Source organism: Aeromonas sp. S18(2024) (genome assembly GCF_041402525.1).
Taxonomy (GTDB): Bacteria; Pseudomonadota; Gammaproteobacteria; order Enterobacterales; family Aeromonadaceae; genus Aeromonas; species Aeromonas enteropelogenes.
In genome coordinates this window covers 134,341-151,547 of record NZ_JBGLQV010000005.1, presented here as the reverse complement: position 1 = coordinate 151,547, position 17,207 = coordinate 134,341, and the positions used below count along the sequence as shown (strand labels likewise).

Sequence of the window (17,207 nt, the reverse complement as noted above, 5' to 3'; positions counted from 1 at the left end):
ACCGTGAACAAACTCATTCCATTAAGCATGCTGCTGGGCTTCACTCTGCCGGTGCTGGCAGCGCCCACCCTGGTGTCGGAACAGGTCAAGGAGGAGGGCAAGCTCGCCATCCCCTACCAGATGTACAAGCTCGACAACGGCCTGACCGTGATCCTGGCTCCCGACAAATCCGATCCCCTGGTGCACCTCGACGTCACCTACCACGTGGGCTCGTCGCGAGAGACGGTCGGCAAGTCCGGCTTCGCCCACTTCTTCGAACACATGATGTTCCAGGGCTCGAAAAACGTCGGTGATCAGGAGCATATGCGGATCATCAACGAGGCCGGTGGCGACATGAACGGCACCACCAACCGGGATCGCACCAACTACTACGAGACAGTGCCGGCCAACCAGCTGGAGAAGGTGCTCTGGCTGGAGGCGGATCGCATGGGCTTCCTGCTTGATGCGGTGAGCCAGAAGAAGTTCGAGATCCAGCGCGCCACCGTCAAGAACGAGCGTGCCCAGCGCGTCGACAACCAGCCCTATGGTCTGGTGGGGGAGAAGGTAGGTGAGGCACTCTATCCGCGCACCCATCCCTACTCCTGGCAGCCCATCGGCTATGTGGAGGATCTCGACCGGGTCGACGTGAACGACCTCAAGCAGTTCTTCCTGCGCTGGTATGGTCCGAACAACGCCACCCTGACCCTGGGGGGCGACTTTGATACCAAGCAGGCGCTCGCCTGGATTGAGAAGTACTTCGGCCCCATCCCGCGTGGCCCCGAGGTGGCGGAGCCAACCCCCAAGCCGGTGACCCTGCCCAAGACCCGCTATGTGACGCTCGAGGACAAGGTTCACCTGCCGCTGCTCTACATCAGCTACCCGACGATTGCTCTTGGCGATCCCCAGGAGCCGGCGCTCGACATGTTCGCCGACGTGCTCGGCGGCTCTGCCAGCTCCATGCTCTACCAGTCATTGGTGAAAACCGGCAAGGCGGTCGATGCGGGAGCCTCCCACTACTGCGAAGAGCTGGCCTGTACCCTGACCGTCTACGCCTATCCCAACCCGGCGGTGGATGGCAGCCTCAAGACCCTCAAGGGGGAGGTGGACAAGGTGATCGGCGAGTTTGCCGAGCGCGGCCTCAAGTCCGACGATCTGGAGAAGGCGATCAACAAGTACCGCGCCTCCGCCATCTGGGGGCTGGACAGCGTCTCCGGCAAGGTGAGCCAGCTCGCCATGGGCCAGGTCTTCGCCCAGGATCCCAACTATGTCTTCAAGACCCTGGATGCCATCGGCAAGGTGACGCCCGAGCAAGTCAAGGCGGCCTACGACAAATTCATCGCGAACAAACCTGCGGTGGTGCTGAGCGTAGTGCCCAAGGGCAAGACGGATTGGCAGGCGGCCACCCCCAACTTCACCCCCACCAAGCGCGAGCTGCCGGATTACAGCAAGCATGACAAGGCGCTGGCCGAGCGGCCGGTGAAAGACAGCTTCGATCGCAGCGTCCAGCCCAAGGCGGCGGATGCGGTGAGCGTCAAGGTGCCGGCCATCTGGCGCGGCAAGCTGGACAAGAACATCGAGATCATCGGCACCGAGAGCGACGAGATCCCCGCCGTCTCCATCATGATCGCCCTGCCGGGCGGCATTCGCGCCGAAGAGCAGGGGCAGCTCGGACTGGCCAATCTGACCGCCGCCATGATGGGGCAGGGGTCGGTACGCCTGACCGAAGCCCAGCTCAGCGACGAGTTGCAAAAGCTTGGCTCCAGCATCAATGTCTCCAGTGCCCAGTACAACACTCTGATCACCATCAGTTCGCTGGCGGACAAGTTGCCCCAGACCATGGCGCTGGTGCGCGAGGTGTACGAGCGCCCCGGCATGCGCGAGGCTGACTTCGAGCGGGTCAAGGCGCAGCTGCTGCAGGGGATGCAGCAGAGCGAGCAGCAGCCAGAATGGCTGGCGGGCCAGGCGTTCCGCGAACTGGTCTACGGCAAGGAGAACCGCCTCGGCCAGCCCACCGACGGTGTGATCGGCGACGTGGCCAAGCTGACCCTGGCGGACGTGAAGCGCTTCTACCAGACCTACTACAACCCGACCAATGCCAAGGTGGTAGTGGCCGGTGATGTGGGTCGCCAGCAGATCGAGGAGCAACTCGGCTTCCTGACCGAATGGAAGGGGACAGCCCCGACTCTGGGCAGTCTCAAGCTCAAGGGCGAGCAGGCCAAGCCCGGCATCTATCTGGTGGACAAGCCGGGGGCGCCCCAGTCGGTGATCCGCATCGGCCGTCGTGCCTTGCCGTTCGACACCACGGGTGACTACTTCACCGCCAACCTGATGAACTTCAACCTGGGTGGCAACTTCAACAGCCGCATCAACCTCAACCTGCGGGAAGACAAGGGTTACACCTATGGTGCCAGCTCCGGCTTCTCCGCCAACCGCGAGGTGGGCACCTTCGCCACAGGCGCCAATGTGCGCAGCGATGCGACCGTGGATGCCATCCGTCAGTTCCTCAAGGAGATGGACAACTACCGGGCGAGCGGGCCGACACCGGTCGAACTCGCCTACATGCGCAGCGCCGTCTCCCAGCAGGATGCCCTCTCCTACGAGACCCTCGGCCAGAAGGCGGGTTTCCTGTTGCAGATGATCATGTATGACCTGAAGCCGGACTATGTGCAGGCCCAGAGCAAGCTGATCAAGACGGTGTCGCCCGAGACGCTCAAGGCCAGTGCGGCCCGCTGGCTCGACCCGGCCGACATGGTGATCGTGGTAGTGGGAGACAAGCAAAAGCTTGAAAAACCCCTGAAGGAGCTTCATCTTCCCATCTATCCGCTGCAGTTGCCGTAACTGGCACTTCATATCAATAGAGCCGCCCTGGACGGGGCGGCCTCACATGAGCCGAGAATATGACTACAACAAGCTTGTCGCTCACCGAGTTGCTGGGGGCGCTGGGAGCGCCGGAACGCCTGACTGCCCTCAAGGGGATCCGGCGCGGGCTCGAGCGTGAATGTTTACGCATCACGCCGGAAGGCCGGCTCGCCCAGAGTGATCATCCGCGGGCGCTGGGGTCGGCCCTGACCCACCCCAATATCACCACCGACTACTCCGAGAGCCTGCTGGAGTTCATCACCCCGGCCACCGACTCCATCGACAGCCTGATGGAGCAGCTCGGCGATATTCATCACCATGTGATGCAGCACCTGGGTGACGAGCGGATTTGGCCTCTCTCCATGCCCTGCTTCGTGGGTGGCGAGGAGAGCATCCGGCTGGCCCAGTATGGCAGCTCCAATATCGGGCGGATGAAGACCCTCTACCGTCAGGGGCTCAAGAACCGTTACGGCAGCCTGATGCAGGTGATCGCCGGGGTCCACTTCAACTTCTCCATGCCGGACAGCTTCTGGTGCGAGTGGCAGGAGCTGGAGTGCGCCGGTTGTTGCAGCCAGCGCTTCATCTCCGACAAGTACATGGGGCTTATTCGCAACGTCTACCGTTTCGGCTGGCTGGTACCCTATCTGTTTGGGGCATCCCCGGCCATCTGCGAATCCTTCCTCAAGGGGCGCAAGAGCGCGCTGCCGTTCCAGAAGACCGGCAAGGGCACCCTCTACCTGCCCTACGCCACCGCACTGCGCCTCTCCGATCTCGGCTATACCAACAGCGCCCAGGCCGGGCTCAAGATCAGCCACGACAGCCTGCCCGCCTATGTGAGCAGCCTGCGCCGAGCCATCAACACCCATGATCCGGACTTTGCCAAGATCGGGGTCAAGGTGGACGGCGAGTACCGCCAACTCAACGACAACGTGCTGCAGCTGGAGAACGAGCTGTATGCCCCGATCCGTCCCAAGCGCACCCCGCGCAGCGGCGAGAAGCCGTCCGACGCGCTGGAGCAGCGCGGCATCGAGTACATCGAGCTGCGCACCGTGGACGTCAACCCCTTCACTCCGCTGGGGATCGAGGCCGATCAGATCCGCTTCTTCGACCTCTTCCTGGTCTGGTGCCTGTTGCGCCCGTCTCCCGTGCTCGGCGAGGAGGAGATCGCCCGCAATCGCCGCAACCAGAACAAGGTGGTGCTGGAGGGGCGTCGCCCCGGTTTGATGCTGGAGGACGAGCAGGGCAACCCCATCGGTCTCAAGGAGTTCGGTCTCAAGCTGTTTGACGAGCTGGCCCAGGTGGCCGAGCTGCTGGATCGCTGCTGCGGCCGCCACCATTACCGCAAGACGCTGGCCGAACACCGCGAAAAGCTGCTCGACCCCGAGCTGACCTACTCGGCCCGCATCCTCAGGGATCTGCTGGCAAGCGGCGAGGACAACGGCTGTTTTGGCGACAAGCTGGCGACCCGTTACCGGGAGCAGCTGCTGGCGGCCGAGCTGCAATACTGGGATGAGGCCTATTTCGCCGGCGAGGCGAAGGACTCCCTGATCAAGCAGCGGGAACGGGAGCGTAGCGACAGCCAGTCGTTTGATGACTTCCTGGCCGACTACTTCGGAGCCAGCACGACTGCCGCCTGATATCAGGCACACCAGAAGCCGCTCGATGAGCGGCTTTTTTATGGGTTAAGGCTTCATGGATTCTGGCTGAGGCAGGCCAGCCAGACGGCGCAGCTGGGTCAGCAGATAATCCCGGTAGAACTGCCCGAACAGCTTGCCGGGCTCGAGAGAGGAAATCACTGTCTGGCGCAGCCGCTCCAGATTGCTGGGCAGGCGGCGCACATGGGTATCGATCCAGACGATGTTGCCGGAAGGGGAGAGCATCAGGTTGCCCAGATGAAGATCCCGGTGATAGTAGCCGTGCTTTGCCAGGTGATAGATATCCTTGGCGAGCCGGTGCAACAGGGCCAGGCGATCGCTCTCGTCTGCCTGTTTGAAGTAGTGCTCGCCGGAGCTGTGCTCCGCCAGGTAGTGCACCGCCAGGAAAGAGGCGTGGGGGTTGAGCGGATTGAGGGCGATACCGGCGGCCTTGCAGGGGACAACCTGGAGCCCGGCCTTGCGCAGGCGGCGATTGCTCTGCCACTCGCGCAGGGCGTCGATATGACCGATCAATCGCTTGCTGAGCTGATCCCGGCACCACCAGCCGAGGGTCCAGCGCGGGTACTTGTCTGGCACTATCTTGCACAGGCTGTTGCTGGCGGGATGGAGCCAGAACTGGCTGCTGGCGATGCGCTCCAGACGGCGGGTCTGCTCGGTCTGCAGCAGTGACCAGTGATCCAGTTCGAGCTGGTCATGGAGCAGCAGGTAATAGTGTTTCTTGCCGTGCAAGTCGAGTGTGGTCAGCGTCATGGGATTGGGCGTTGATCGGGACGATAGGTACCATCCCCGAGGGGATGATGATTATCTGTACCAGTGTGCGACCCTGTTGCTGACCGGAGCTGAATGAACAACAAAAAAGCCGCCCCGGGGAGGGGCGGCTCTTTGTTGGTGCGAAGCGGCGGGATCAGACGTGGTTGTACATCGCCTCGATCTCGTCCTGATACTTGGCCTCGATGATCTTGCGCCGCAGTTTCATGGTCGGGGTCAGCTCCCCCAGCTCCATGGAGAAGGCGCTCGGCAGCAGGGTGAACTTCTTCACCTGCTCGAACTTGGCCAGCTCTTTTTGCAGCTCGTGGATCCGCTCCTCGAAGAAGGTCACCACCTTGGAGTGGCGCAGCAGCTCGGTCTTGCACTGGTACTGCAGGTTGATGGAGCGGGCGTACTCCTCCAGCGACTCGAAGCAGGGCACGATCAGCGCCGAGACGAAGTGGCGGGCATCGGCGACGATGGCGATCTGCTCGATGAAGCGATCTTTGCCGAGGGTCCCTTCTACCAGCTGGGGGGCCACGTACTTGCCGTTGGAGGTCTTCATCAGCTCCTTCAGCCGTTCGGTGAAGTAGATGTTGCCCTCGCCGTCGAGCTCGCCGGCATCGCCGGTGCGCAGGAAGCCATCCTCGGTCATCACCTCGGCAGTGGCCTCGGGTTTGTTGTAGTAGCCGCGCATCACGGTCGGGGAGCGCACCAGCAGCTCGTTGCTCTCGCCAAGCTTCACTTCGATGCCGTTCAGGGCGGTGCCGATGGAGCCCAGCTTGAATTGGCTATCCTCGTAGCAGCAGACAGTGGCGGTGGTTTCGGTCATGCCGTAGCCGTACTTGAGGTTGAGCCCCATAGCCTGGAAGAAGAGGTTCACGTCATCGGCCAGGCGGGCGCCGGCTACCGGCAGGAAGCGGGTACGACCGCCGAAGCGGGCGCGCAGCTTGCGAAATACCAGGCGTTCGGCCAAGGCCAGCTGGGCGTAGAGCCAGGGGGAAGCGGACTTGCCCTGCTGACGGGTGGCAACCATCTGCTTGCCGACCCGGGTAGCCCAGCCAAACAGGGCGCGGCGCAGGCGCGGCGCCTGGGCGACTTTGGCCTGGATCATGGCGTAGGCCTTCTCGTAGAGGCGCGGCACGGCGCACATCACGGTCGGCTTCACCTCGCCGATGACATCCATCACCTTCTGCGGGTCGCGGATGTAGACGTTTTCGGCACCGCAATAGAGCACGTAATAGGTCCAGGCTCGCTCGAACACGTGGCTGAGCGGCAGCATGCAGAGCGACACATCCTGCTCGTTCAGATCGAGGCGGCTGTTGTGCATCTCGAAACAGGCGGCGATGTTAGCAAAATCGAGCATGACCCCCTTGGGCTCGCCCGTGGTGCCGGAGGTGTAGATCAGGGTCAGCAGGTCGTCCATCCGGTACTGGCTTTCGCGCTCCCGCAGCGCCTGTTCGCTGGCCTGATGGTTGCCGGAGACCAGGAAGGTCTGGAAGTGGCTGGCCTGCGGGCAGCCACGCAGATCGACTGTGCCATCGAGGGCGACGATCTGGCGGATCTCGCCGGCCTGCAGCAGGGTCAGCGCCTGATCAAACTGGGGCTGCTCACCGACGAACAGCAGGCCGATGTTGGCATCGCGTACTATGTAGCGCAGCTGATCGAGCGTACTGGTGGGATAGATGGGGACGCTGACGCCGCGGGCGGCGAGGATGCCGAGATCGGCCTGGGTCCACTCCGGCATGTTGCGGGCATAGATGCCGACCATTTCGGTGGGCTGGTGGCCGGCGCGGATCAGCGCCTGGGCGCAGTAGTCCATGGCCTGGCCCAGGGTGCGCCAGCCGATGGCACGCCATTGACCATCCTGCTGAACCCGCAGGGCGGCCTTGTTGCCAAGCTGGGCAATGCGCTCACGCATCAGTCGAACCAGATGAAGCTTCGGCATCAATCAAACATCCTTTAATTACAGTTGTACGCCCGCGAGGGCACTAAAAATCGGGCTAGAGTTTAAACTCGACCATTACAGCTTACAAGTGTTCGCTGTTTGTTCTGGATCACAAAGAGTGCAAATAGCTCTATCTCTGCACAGGGCAGCCGATATAAAAAAAGTGTGTACAGGGGAGGTAACAATATGAATTTATGGCTTAAAGGGGGATTGGCCGCCGGGGTGCTCATGGTGGCGGGGGGCGTCGCCTGGTTCTTCTCGGGCAGTGAGGCGGACAAGGCCGCCAGCGCCTGGTATCAGGGGGATGAGGGCTATCAGAGCGCGCAGCGTCAGGCGCTGTCATCCGGCCAGCCGCTGCTCTATGTACTGGAAACCCCGAAGTGTCGCCGCTGCAAGGCGCTGGATCAGCGCTTCTGGCAGAGCGACGAGATGGTGGGCCCCCTTTCGCGACTGGTGAAGGTGAGGCTCAATCCGGGGAGCGGGGATGGCAGCGAGCAGATCCTGCGCCGCTTCCCCAGGGTGGCGACGCCGCCCGGCATCTACGTACAGCGACCGGGTGAACCCTTGAAGCCCATCAAGCTGGTGGTGGATATCAACCAGATCTGGATGCCGGGCAAGACCTGGCAGCGGGGCTTCTATATGCCGCTCTCGGCGGCAGCCTTCGAAGCCGTGCTCGAGACCACCCTGGCGCTGCAGGATCCCGCCCTGGACAATGCCCCGCTGGAGTGATGTCGGGGCAGGGCACAAAAGCCCTGATGTCAGCCGAAGTCGAACAGGCGCGACATCAGGATCGCATCTTCCCGCTCGCTGCCGGTGCCGTAGTAGTCGGCCCGGCGGCAATATTCCGCAAAGCCGGCGCTCTCGTAGAGGCCGATGGCGGCCAGATTGCTGGCGCGCACCTCGAGAAACCAGGCCTCGGCCCCCTTCGCCTTGCTGCGAGCCAGATACTCCTTCAGCAGCGCCCGGCCCAGCCCCTTGCCCTGAAAATCCGGGTGCACGCAGATGTTCATCAGCGAGCTGTCGCCGGCCACCAGATCCGAGATGTAGAAACCGGCCGGGCGGCCATCCACCAGCATCAGACCGTTGAGATAACGGGGGCCAAAGCAGGAGAGCAGGTTGGCCTGACTCCAGGGCTCCTTATGGGCGGCCTGCTCAATGGGATAGACAAGCTCGAAATCGCTCTCGAGCAGGGGACGAAACTCAGCCATGGAAACTCCGAAACTAGGGAAAAATGGCGACAAGCCGCACTGGCACCCGCCGAACCAGGTGGCGTGCCGCTTTTGTAAAATCAGGTAAAAAGAGCGGCATCACTGGGCCGGCTTGCGACAAGCTGCCCTCTTATGCCGCCGTCGCGGCCAGTCGTTGACGCAGCTGTTGCCACAGCGCCCGCTTCTGCGTCCCGTTGGGTGCGAGCGGGCAGATCAGGGCGTCGGGCCAGCGGGGATCGCCCTCGGTCAACCAGAGCAGGGGCGGCTCGCCGGCGGGCATCTCCCCAAGCAGTGACACCTCTTCCGGCGTAATGCCGAGCAGCTGGCAGATATCGGCCAGCAGAGGCTGAGCGGGCAGCTGCGGGGCCAGCAGCCAGAGCTTGCCGTCTGGCATGACAGCCTCTTGGGTCTGTTCGCCGCTGGCGGGCTGCGGCTCGGTAGGTTCAGGGGCGCCACCCAGCAAGGCCGGGCGGCGCAACTGCCAACCTTGAATGCCCATGCGGGCCAACATGCTCTGACGTACGGGATCTTGCATGGGGTGACTCACTCTTGATCTGCGTTGGGGAAAATCGTGCCGGGCAGGGTACACTCGAACGGGTTTTGCTGCACCCTTTGCAGCGTACAGCCTTGGCCCGTGCGGTTTTTTCCTGCCAGAACGGGGTATTTTGCAGCAACCAGGGCCAGAATAAACATCATAACAAGACAAAATCCAAGGGCGAACAAACGGATATCACCCCTTGGCGCCATCATTATCTCAGCTTCGGAATTGTCTCTATGTCGCTTTCAGCTCAAGCCCACGCCGCCGTGCGGTCCATGCCCATCCATGAACGTTTACCCCGTCTGCTGACCGCGCTCGGCGAGGGGCTCTATGAACGCCAGGATGCCCTGCGGCTCGGTCTGCTGGCTGCTCTCAGCGGCGAGAGCGTGTTTCTGCTGGGACCCCCCGGCATCGCCAAGAGCCTGATCGCCCGCCGGCTCAAGCTGGCCTTTCACGAGGCCCGCCACTTTGAATACCTGATGACCCGATTCAGCACGCCGGAGGAGGTGTTCGGTCCTCTCTCCATCCAGGCCCTGAAGGAGGATGGCAAGTACCTGCGCCTGACCAATGGCTACCTGCCGGAGGCCGAGGTGGTGTTCCTCGACGAGATCTGGAAGGCGGGCCCCGCCATCCTCAACACCCTGCTCACCGCCATCAACGAGCGGCAGTTTCGCAACGGCGATGGTCAGTACCCCATCCCGATGCGGCTGCTGGTGACCGCCTCCAACGAGCTGCCGGCCCCCGACAGCGGGCTGGAGGCCCTCTACGACCGCATGTTGGTGCGGATCTGGATGGACAGGGTGCAGGAGAAGGCCAACTTTCAGGCGATGCTGGCCAGTGACGGTCACGCCCATCAAAACTTGCCGGCCGCCTTGCAGATCCAGGGGGAGGAGTACCTGCAGTGGCAGAGCCAGATCGAGCAGGTGCGCCTGCCGGAAGCCTGTTTCGAGCTCATCTATCAGCTGCGCCAGCAGCTCGACAGCCAGCTGGCCCATCGCTGCTACGTGTCGGATCGGCGCTGGAAGAAGGCTGTGCGGCTGATCAAGGCGAGCGCCTTCTTCAACGGCCGCGACGAGGTGGCACCCCTCGATCTGCTGCTGTTCAAGGATTGCCTGTGGCACGACGAGGAGTCCCGCACCGCCCTGCTGGAGATGATGACCGAGTTTTCCCGCCTCTACGGCTATCAGCAGCTGGCCATGACCCGTCAGCTGCTGGCCCTGCGGGACAGGTTCAAGCAGCTCAAGCAGCGGGTCGCCCAGCGTCTCTGCTGCAAGGCGCGTCAGCGCAAGCAGTGGTTTGGCCGTCGCGCGCGGGGGATCGAGATCCCTCTGGCCAACGCCAGGGCCTTCGGCAAGGCGGTGCACTTTCACCTGCTCACCCCGGCGCCGCTGGATGGCGGCGATCCCGAGCGTCTGACCGAGACTCTGGTGTTCGATCGTACTCTGCTTTCCCACTGGCACCCGACCGGTGAAGCTCTGGCGGGCTATCAGTATGGCAACCCGAAAGAAGGCCATTTTGAGCTGGTGCTGGATGACGAGCTGCGGCTTCACGTGCTGGATATCCAGCGTCAGCAGATCCCGCTGGTACTGATGGAGCGCAACGCCATCCCCGAGGTGGTGCTGGAACCCTGGCTGCAGGAGCTGGACGAGTTGCAGGCCGAGGTGGCCAAGGTGGTGCTGTCGCTCAAGCAGCAGCGCAGCCTGTTCGAGCGCCATCAGCAACACCTCTTCATCGGCCAGCGCTGGCTGCAGCAGGTGGAGGACAGTTTCTTCGTGCTAAACCGGGATCTCGAGCAACTCTCCGGCGAGCTGGCACACTGGCGCGAGCGGTTGCCCAGGCTGGACGACTAAGGAGCTCCCATGCTGGAAATTGGCATGCTGGATCTGGGGCTCCTGATGGGGGAAGGGGAGCTGGCGGGGGAGGTGGCGCTGCTGCTGGCGGCCTCTCCCAAGATCTCCGAGTTCATCAAGCGCTCGCCGCTACAGGGCAAGCTGTTGAAAAAGCGCCTGCAGAGCTGGGGCGAACAGCTTGGCGAGGAGATCCGCCACAAGCCGGTGCCGGTGGCGCTGGAGCAGGAGTACCTGCTCTATCAGGCGCATCGCCAGCTACCGATGACTGAGCTTATCGGCCGCTTGCCGGCGCTGCTGGAGGCGCTCGAGCAGTACAGCCCGTTCGCCGGCGAAGCCCGCAGCCTGGTGCGCCAGCTGGTGGCTCATCCGACCGAGAGCCTGCGCCAGCTGTTTGTCGAGAAGTGGCGTGCCAGCCTGGTGGGCAGTTTGCTGCAACTGCAGCAGCAGATCGCCGAGGCGGAGCGGGAGAAGCAGCGCCAGGAGATCGAGGATCAACTGCTGGCGAGCCGCACCCTGGCCGATGCCCTCGATCCCCACCAGATCTCGGCCGGTGGCTTGTGGGATCTGGCCCAGGGCAGCTGGCACAAGCGCAGTCTGGTGCTGGTCAAGCAGTATGCCCGCATGTTGCAGCGGGAACCCCTGCTGGCTGAGATAGCCGCCCAGCTTGGCCGCAGCGAACGGGATCGGCAGGCGCAGGAGCAGCCGGTGCCGCCGGTGCAGATGCTGGAGCTCGAACCTGCCCCCAGCGATGATGTGCCCGACGATCTGGTGGGGATCCATCAGGCCAGCGACCTGATGCGGCTGCTGCCGAGCGAGGCGGTGATGTTGGGGCTGCCGGAACTGGAGCTGGAGTTCTATCGCCGCTATCTGGAGCGGCGCCTGCTCAGCTACCAGTCACGGGGCACCCTGCCGCGCCAGCGCATTATGCTGCGTACCCCGGAACAGGGGGGACACCAGTTGCAGCAGCGGGGGCCCTTCATCGTCTGCGTCGATACGTCGGGCTCCATGGGCGGTTATCCGGAGGAGTGCGCCAAGGCGCTGTTTCTGGCGCTGCTCAAGGTGGCGATGGACGAGAAGCGCGGCTGCTATCTGATGCTCTTCTCCACCGAGGTGGCGACCCTCGAGATCACCGCTGACACCGGGCTGGACAAGGCGGAGCGCTTCCTCTCCATGAGTTTTCACGGCGGTACCGATCTGGTGCCCTGTCTCGAGAAGGCGTTGATCAAGCTTGACGAGCCTGCCTTTGCCAAGGCGGATGTGCTGGTGATTTCCGACTTTATCGCCCAGAGTCTGCCCCATCCCCTGCTCGATCAGATGAATCGCTATCGTCATCGCGAGACCCGCTTTCACGCCGTCGCCATGTCTCGCCACGCCAAGCCGGCGCTATTGCGGGTATTCGACAACAGCTGGTTGCTGGATTGCGGCCTGCGTGGCCGTCTGCTGCGCCGCTGGCAGCAGCACTGAGGAATCCCGCCGTCAGTGAGCCGGGGTGTGGCTCAAGGCGCGTTCGTTGACCTGTTCCTGATCCAGCAGTGGCTGACCGCTCGGACGGGAGATGTGAAAGCCCCGTTTGCCACTGCGTTTGACCCGGTACATGGCCTGATCGGCCCGGGCCAGGGCGGCGCCGAAGTCATCCTGGGGCCGGATGGCCGCAATTCCCATGCTCAGACCCACATTCCCGTCGCCGTTGGCGAGGGGGAAGGGGGTCGAGATGAGCTCGATGCAGAGTCGGGCCAGCTCGTGGGTGCGGGGATCCTCGCTCTCCCAGGGGAGCAGCAGCACAAACTCGTCTCCGCCGATGCGCCCCAGTTCGCTCTCCTCTGGGCAGCACTGCCTGAGACGCTGGGTCAGGGCGACCAGCAGCTCGTCTCCGGCCCGGTGGCCCAGATTGTCATTGACCTGTTTGAAGTCATCGAGATCGATGAAGCAGATGGATTTGAAACCCTGGTTGAACTTGCGCTGCAAGGCGGTGCGGTTGGCCAGGCCGGTGAGGGGATCCCGATGGGCGAGCCGGGCCAGCTGCTGCTCGTACTCCTTCTCGTGGGTGATGTCGATGTGAGTGCCCATCACCCGGATGGGGTTGCCCTGTTCATCCCGCTCCACCACGCGGCCCCGATCCAGCACCCAGGTGGTCTTGCCATCCTTGGCGATCATCCGGTGCATCACCTGATAAAAGGGGCTCTTGCCGCTCAGATGGTCGAAGAAGGCCTGCAGCACCCGCTCCCTGTCTTCCGGGTGCAGGTGCTCGCGCCAGACGTCGAAATGGGCAGACAGCTCCTTGGGCTGAAATCCCAGCATGGCGCCCCAGCGGCGGTTGAAGATGATGAGCTTGCCGGTGGGGATGTGGTTTTGCCAGATGCACAGGCCGGTACCATCCATGGCTGCGTCCAGTTTTTCGCGGGCATCGTCGGCGATGCGCTTTAGCCGCTCGTTTTCCAGCTGCAGCCTGGCATAGGCAGCCTGCAACTCCTCGTATGTCATCCCGCCACATCCCTGCAAAAAGAACATATAGTCGATGCTGGGTCTGCTCCTGTAAAGCGCCGGATTTCGTCATTGTGAGGAGGGCTAAAAACCGGATTTGGCATAAGGTTTGCTGCCAGGTCGGACAAGGAACGATATGATGAGTTATCAGAGTATCAGTGCTATCGAATGGGGAACCTGATCCGGCATGAAGCGTTGCATGACCTTGATCCTGTGGGCGTGTCTGGCTTGCTCTCCTGCATGGGCGGCACGAGGCCCCCTTGGCGAGCCGCAATTATCCAAAGAGTTGCAAGCGCTGGAAGAGGGGGGCCTGCCCGATCGCATCTACCGATTGCGGGTCGCCGCCCTGGCGGCCAATCGCGATGCCTATTCCCCCGACGTGCAGGGACGGATTGCCCGGTTGCAGTGTCGGGCAATGCCGGCCGAGCGGGACAGCGAGTATCGCGCCGTGGTGGCTTTTGCCGACAAGGAGCTGGCCATCGCCAGGGCGCGCAAGGATCGGCTCACCGAAACCGGACTGCTTGTCTGTCGCGGCTTTCACCAGCAGATGCTCGGCAACATGAAGCTGGCGCTGGCCGATTTTGGGCAGGCACAGGGGTTGGCGCGGGAGCTTGGGGATCGGATGCAAGAGGCCGATGTCCTCAGCTATCGTGGCGAACTCTACTCCTATCAGGGCAAGCTGGCCGAGGGGCTGAAGGAGCTTATCGAAGCGTACCAGCGCTATGAAGATCTGGGCATGGAGGGCAAGGGGCGGGAAGTATTGACCCTGATTGCCAACTCCTATCGGCGCATGGGGCTCTATGAGCGAGCCGACGACTATTTCAAAGAACTGGAGCAGGACTATCGCCAGCTGGGGGCCCGGGAACAGCTGGTGGATATCCATGCCCAGCAGGCGCTGCTCTACGCCGAAATGGACGAGTTCGACCGGGCCCTGCCCCTGATGCAGGAGGCCGAGCGCTACTATCAGTTCCAGCGTCAGGAGGGACTGCTGGCCTGGAGCCAGATCGAGGTGGCCACCATGCTGCTCAACCAGAACAAGGTGAGCGAGGCCAAAGCCAAGCTGAAACAGGCCGAAGTACTGCTGCACGATCGCGAGGGGAGCGACAGCGTGACCCTGGCGCACTGGCAACTGGTGATGGCCATGGTGCTGGATGCCTCGGGAGAGCAAACTAGGGCCCTCGACTATCTGGCGCGGGCGGAGACCGTTTTCGCCAGGGAGCATAACCAGCGTTTTCTGATCCGTGTCTATGGTCTGCGCTCGCGCATCTTCGAGCGTCAGGGTCGGGTCGGCGATGCGCTGGCCAGCCTCAAGCAGTATGTGCAGACCCGGCATGCCACCGAGCTGGTGCTCAGGGAGCAGCGCTCCTTGCAGATGCGCTTCGAGTTCGATCTGGCCCGCAAGGAGCTGGAAAACCAGACCCTCAAGACCAAACAGCTGTTACAGGAAGCCAAGCTCAAGCAACTGCAGGAGCGCCGCCAGTGGCAATTCGCCGTGGTGGCTCTGCTGCTGGTGGTGATGGGCATGCTGGTGCTCTACCTCTTCAACCGCAGCCGCAAGATGAGGCGGCTGGCCATGACGGACGAGCTGACCGGTCTCCACAATCGTCGCCAGATCATGGCGCGGGGTCAGGCCTGTTTCGATCAGGCAAAAAGTGGTGGTCCTTCCCTGAGCGTCTTGTTGCTGGATATCGATCACTTCAAGCAGGTCAATGATCACCTGGGCCACCACATGGGGGACATGGTACTCAAGGCGGTGGCTCGTTGCCTCGGTGAGCAGCTGCGGGTGCAGGACGAGGTGGGACGCAACGGCGGCGAGGAGTTTCTGGTGCTGCTGCCCGACACCAGACTCGAGGAGGCAGCCGAGGTGGCAGAGCGGATCCGCCAGCGGGTCTCCCGGCTGTGTATAGACGGGATGCCGGAGGGGCGTTTTGTCCATGTCAGCATAGGCTGCGCCCAGTATGGCTCCCTCGATGATACCCTGAGTGCCCTGATCCGGCGGGCCGACGAGGCCATGTACCAGGCCAAGCAGACCGGGCGCAACCGGGTGGTGCTGGCTCAATAGGCTTGACGTGTACCTTGCGGATTTATCCACCATGCCAGGCTGGGTATTTTTCGCTCGCGCGGGTATAATGCCGCGCAATTTTGCTTTGACTCAGGCGAGACGACCCATGTAATGCAACGCTTTCCCCCTTTTTCCACCTGGCTGGCCTGATGCCTGCCGGCGTGGCATGCGCTGCATACAGATGTGCCGTGAGTCGAATGCGGCATCCCGGATTTATTCCCACGGTGGCCAAGGCCGCCGCCCAATAGAAGAACGTTGAATTATGTCAGCTGAATTTCTGAGTGAAGTCTCCAAGAGACGCACTTTTGCGATCATCTCGCACCCGGATGCGGGTAAAACCACCATCACCGAAAAAGTCCTGCTGTTCGGACAGGCCATTCAGCGCGCCGGTACCGTCAAGGGCCGTGGCTCGGGCCAGCACGCCAAATCCGACTGGATGGAGATGGAGAAGCAGCGCGGTATCTCCATCACCACCTCTGTGATGCAGTTCCCCTATGCCGACTGCCTGGTCAACCTGCTCGATACCCCGGGTCACGAGGACTTCTCCGAAGATACCTACCGTACTCTGACGGCGGTCGACTGCTGCCTGATGGTCATCGACGCCGCCAAGGGTGTTGAAGACCGGACCCGCAAGTTGATGGAAGTGACCCGGCTGCGCGATACCCCCATCCTCACCTTCATGAACAAGCTGGACCGCGAAGTGCGCGATCCCATGGAAGTGATGGACGAAGTGGAGCGCGAGCTCAACATCATGTGCGCCCCCATCACCTGGCCCATTAGCTGCGGCAAATCCTTCAAGGGTGTCTATCACCTCTACAAGGATGAGACCTACCTCTATCAAAGCGGTCAGGGCCACACCATCCAGGAGAAGCGAGTGATCAAGGGGCTGAACAACCCGGATCTGGACGCCGCCATCGGTGAAGATCTGGCTCAGCAGTTGCGTGATGAGCTGGAGCTGGTGCAGGGTGCCTCTCCCGAGTTCGATCACGACGCCTTCATCGCCGGCGAGATGACACCGGTCTTCTTCGGTACCGCACTCGGCAACTTTGGTGTTGACCATATGCTGGACGGCCTGACCGACTGGGCGCCGGCTCCCATGCCGCGCAAGGCCGAGAGCCGCGAAGTGGCTGCCACCGAGGAGAAGTTCTCCGGCTTCGTGTTCAAGATCCAGGCGAACATGGACCCGAAACACCGCGACCGTATCGCCTTTATGCGCATCGTCTCCGGCACCTACTCCAAGGGCATGAAGATGCGCCACGTACGTCTGGGCAAGGATGTGAACATCTCCGACGCCGTGACCTTCATGGCTGGCGATCGCGAGCAAGCGGAAGACGCCTTCGCGGGTGACATCATCGGCCTGCACAACCACGGCACCATCCAGATCGGTGACACCTTCACCCAGGGTGAGGATCTCAAGTTCACCGGCATCCCGAACTTCGCGCCGGAACTGTTCCGCCGCATCCGTCTGCGCGACCCCCTCAAGCAGAAGCAGCTGCTCAAGGGGCTGGTACAGCTCTCCGAAGAGGGGGCGGTGCAGGTGTTCCGTCCGCTGCAGAGCAACGATCTCATCGTCGGTGCGGTCGGTGTGCTGCAGTTCGACGTGGTGGTCTCGCGCCTCAAGAGCGAGTACAACGTCGAGGCCCTGTACGAGGCGGTCAACGTCTCCACCGCCCGCTGGGTGGAAGGGACAGATGCCAAGAAGTTCGAGGAGTTCAAGCGCAAGAACGAGATCAACCTGGCGCTGGATGGCGGTGACAACCTCACCTACATCGCGCCGACCATGGTCAACCTGCGCCTGGCCCAGGAACGTCACCCGGACGTCCAGTTCCGCCAGACTCGCGAGCACTGATAACGCTTCTCAAGCCTGCATGGCTGACGAG

13 protein-coding genes are annotated in these 17,207 nt (G+C 62.5%); 7 read left to right on the top strand and 6 right to left on the bottom strand.

The window, feature by feature from the left end; genetic code table 11:
- Positions 1–3: 3 nt before the first annotated feature.
- Positions 4–2,817, top strand: a complete 2,814-nt coding sequence (locus tag ACB034_RS10620; protein WP_371172805.1) for a M16 family metallopeptidase — start codon at positions 4–6, stop codon at positions 2,815–2,817.
- A gap of 59 nt (positions 2,818–2,876) precedes the next feature.
- Positions 2,877–4,475 (top strand): glutamate--cysteine ligase, encoded by a 1,599-nt coding sequence (gshA, locus tag ACB034_RS10615; RefSeq protein WP_223379109.1) that lies wholly within the window; start codon positions 2,877–2,879, stop codon positions 4,473–4,475.
- Positions 4,476–4,520: 45 nt separating this feature from the next.
- Here the strand turns inward: gshA and ACB034_RS10610 are convergent, their stop codons facing one another.
- On the bottom strand, positions 4,521–5,243 hold the full coding sequence (locus tag ACB034_RS10610; RefSeq protein WP_371172804.1) for a lipopolysaccharide kinase InaA family protein: 723 nt from the start codon (positions 5,241–5,243) through the stop codon (positions 4,521–4,523).
- Positions 5,244–5,397: 154 nt separating this feature from the next.
- Entirely contained in the window at positions 5,398–7,188 is a 1,791-nt protein-coding gene (locus tag ACB034_RS10605; protein ID WP_224210394.1) for a long-chain fatty acid--CoA ligase, read from the bottom strand.
- Between the two features lie 186 nt (positions 7,189–7,374).
- Between ACB034_RS10605 and ACB034_RS10600 the strand changes: the two genes are divergently transcribed.
- Positions 7,375–7,917: a thioredoxin family protein gene (locus tag ACB034_RS10600; protein WP_371172803.1), complete on the top strand. Its 543-nt coding sequence runs from the start codon at positions 7,375–7,377 to the stop codon at positions 7,915–7,917.
- Positions 7,918–7,946: 29 nt separating this feature from the next.
- On the opposite strand, the gene rimI is transcribed toward ACB034_RS10600, so the two are convergent.
- From rimI to ACB034_RS10585, 3 genes are all read right to left on the bottom strand, one after another.
- Positions 7,947–8,396 (bottom strand): ribosomal protein S18-alanine N-acetyltransferase, encoded by a 450-nt coding sequence (gene rimI, locus ACB034_RS10595; protein WP_026456903.1) that lies wholly within the window; start codon positions 8,394–8,396, stop codon positions 7,947–7,949.
- Between the two features lie 130 nt (positions 8,397–8,526).
- Positions 8,527–8,931, bottom strand: a complete 405-nt coding sequence (locus tag ACB034_RS10590) for a DNA polymerase III subunit psi (protein ID WP_201979499.1) — start codon at positions 8,929–8,931, stop codon at positions 8,527–8,529.
- Positions 8,932–8,939: 8 nt separating this feature from the next.
- Positions 8,940–9,092 (bottom strand): hypothetical protein, encoded by a 153-nt coding sequence (locus ACB034_RS10585; protein ID WP_201979495.1) that lies wholly within the window; start codon positions 9,090–9,092, stop codon positions 8,940–8,942.
- Between the two features lie 78 nt (positions 9,093–9,170).
- On the opposite strand from ACB034_RS10585, the gene ACB034_RS10580 reads away from it, so the two are divergent.
- Together ACB034_RS10580 and viaA are read left to right on the top strand one after the other, a co-directional pair.
- Positions 9,171–10,784, top strand: a complete 1,614-nt coding sequence (locus ACB034_RS10580; RefSeq protein ID WP_371172802.1) for an ATPase RavA domain-containing protein — start codon at positions 9,171–9,173, stop codon at positions 10,782–10,784.
- 9 nt (positions 10,785–10,793) lie between these two features.
- Positions 10,794–12,248 carry an ATPase RavA stimulator ViaA gene (viaA, locus tag ACB034_RS10575; RefSeq protein ID WP_371144234.1) on the top strand — a complete coding sequence of 485 codons (1,455 nt, stop codon included), beginning with the start codon at positions 10,794–10,796 and terminating at the stop codon, positions 12,246–12,248.
- Between the two features lie 12 nt (positions 12,249–12,260).
- Here the strand turns inward: viaA and ACB034_RS10570 are convergent, their stop codons facing one another.
- Positions 12,261–13,265 (bottom strand): diguanylate cyclase domain-containing protein, encoded by a 1,005-nt coding sequence (locus tag ACB034_RS10570; RefSeq protein WP_338611231.1) that lies wholly within the window; start codon positions 13,263–13,265, stop codon positions 12,261–12,263.
- 199 nt (positions 13,266–13,464) lie between these two features.
- Between ACB034_RS10570 and ACB034_RS10565 the strand changes: the two genes are divergently transcribed.
- Positions 13,465–15,327: a diguanylate cyclase gene (locus ACB034_RS10565; RefSeq protein ID WP_371172801.1), complete on the top strand. Its 1,863-nt coding sequence runs from the start codon at positions 13,465–13,467 to the stop codon at positions 15,325–15,327.
- A gap of 259 nt (positions 15,328–15,586) precedes the next feature.
- Positions 15,587–17,176: a peptide chain release factor 3 gene (gene prfC / locus ACB034_RS10560; protein ID WP_124240017.1), complete on the top strand. Its 1,590-nt coding sequence runs from the start codon at positions 15,587–15,589 to the stop codon at positions 17,174–17,176.
- Positions 17,177–17,207 lie beyond the last annotated feature (31 nt).

What these genes read in the sequence shown, in the direction of transcription:
- ACB034_RS10570 (WP_338611231.1), bottom strand. Translation starts at nt 13,265, where the DNA reads ATGACATACGAGGAGTTGCAGGCTGCCTATGCCAGGCTGCAGCTGGAA.
- gshA (WP_223379109.1), top strand. Translation starts at nt 2,877, where the DNA reads ATGACTACAACAAGCTTGTCGCTCACCGAGTTGCTGGGGGCGCTGGGA.
- ACB034_RS10600 (WP_371172803.1), top strand. Translation starts at nt 7,375, where the DNA reads ATGAATTTATGGCTTAAAGGGGGATTGGCCGCCGGGGTGCTCATGGTG.
- ACB034_RS10590 (WP_201979499.1), bottom strand. Translation starts at nt 8,931, where the DNA reads ATGCAAGATCCCGTACGTCAGAGCATGTTGGCCCGCATGGGCATTCAA.
- ACB034_RS10605 (WP_224210394.1), bottom strand. Translation starts at nt 7,188, where the DNA reads ATGCCGAAGCTTCATCTGGTTCGACTGATGCGTGAGCGCATTGCCCAG.
- ACB034_RS10580 (WP_371172802.1), top strand. Translation starts at nt 9,171, where the DNA reads ATGTCGCTTTCAGCTCAAGCCCACGCCGCCGTGCGGTCCATGCCCATC.
- viaA (WP_371144234.1), top strand. Translation starts at nt 10,794, where the DNA reads ATGCTGGAAATTGGCATGCTGGATCTGGGGCTCCTGATGGGGGAAGGG.
- ACB034_RS10585 (WP_201979495.1), bottom strand. Translation starts at nt 9,092, where the DNA reads ATGATGTTTATTCTGGCCCTGGTTGCTGCAAAATACCCCGTTCTGGCA.
- ACB034_RS10565 (WP_371172801.1), top strand. Translation starts at nt 13,465, where the DNA reads ATGACCTTGATCCTGTGGGCGTGTCTGGCTTGCTCTCCTGCATGGGCG.
- ACB034_RS10610 (WP_371172804.1), bottom strand. Translation starts at nt 5,243, where the DNA reads ATGACGCTGACCACACTCGACTTGCACGGCAAGAAACACTATTACCTG.
- rimI (WP_026456903.1), bottom strand. Translation starts at nt 8,396, where the DNA reads ATGGCTGAGTTTCGTCCCCTGCTCGAGAGCGATTTCGAGCTTGTCTAT.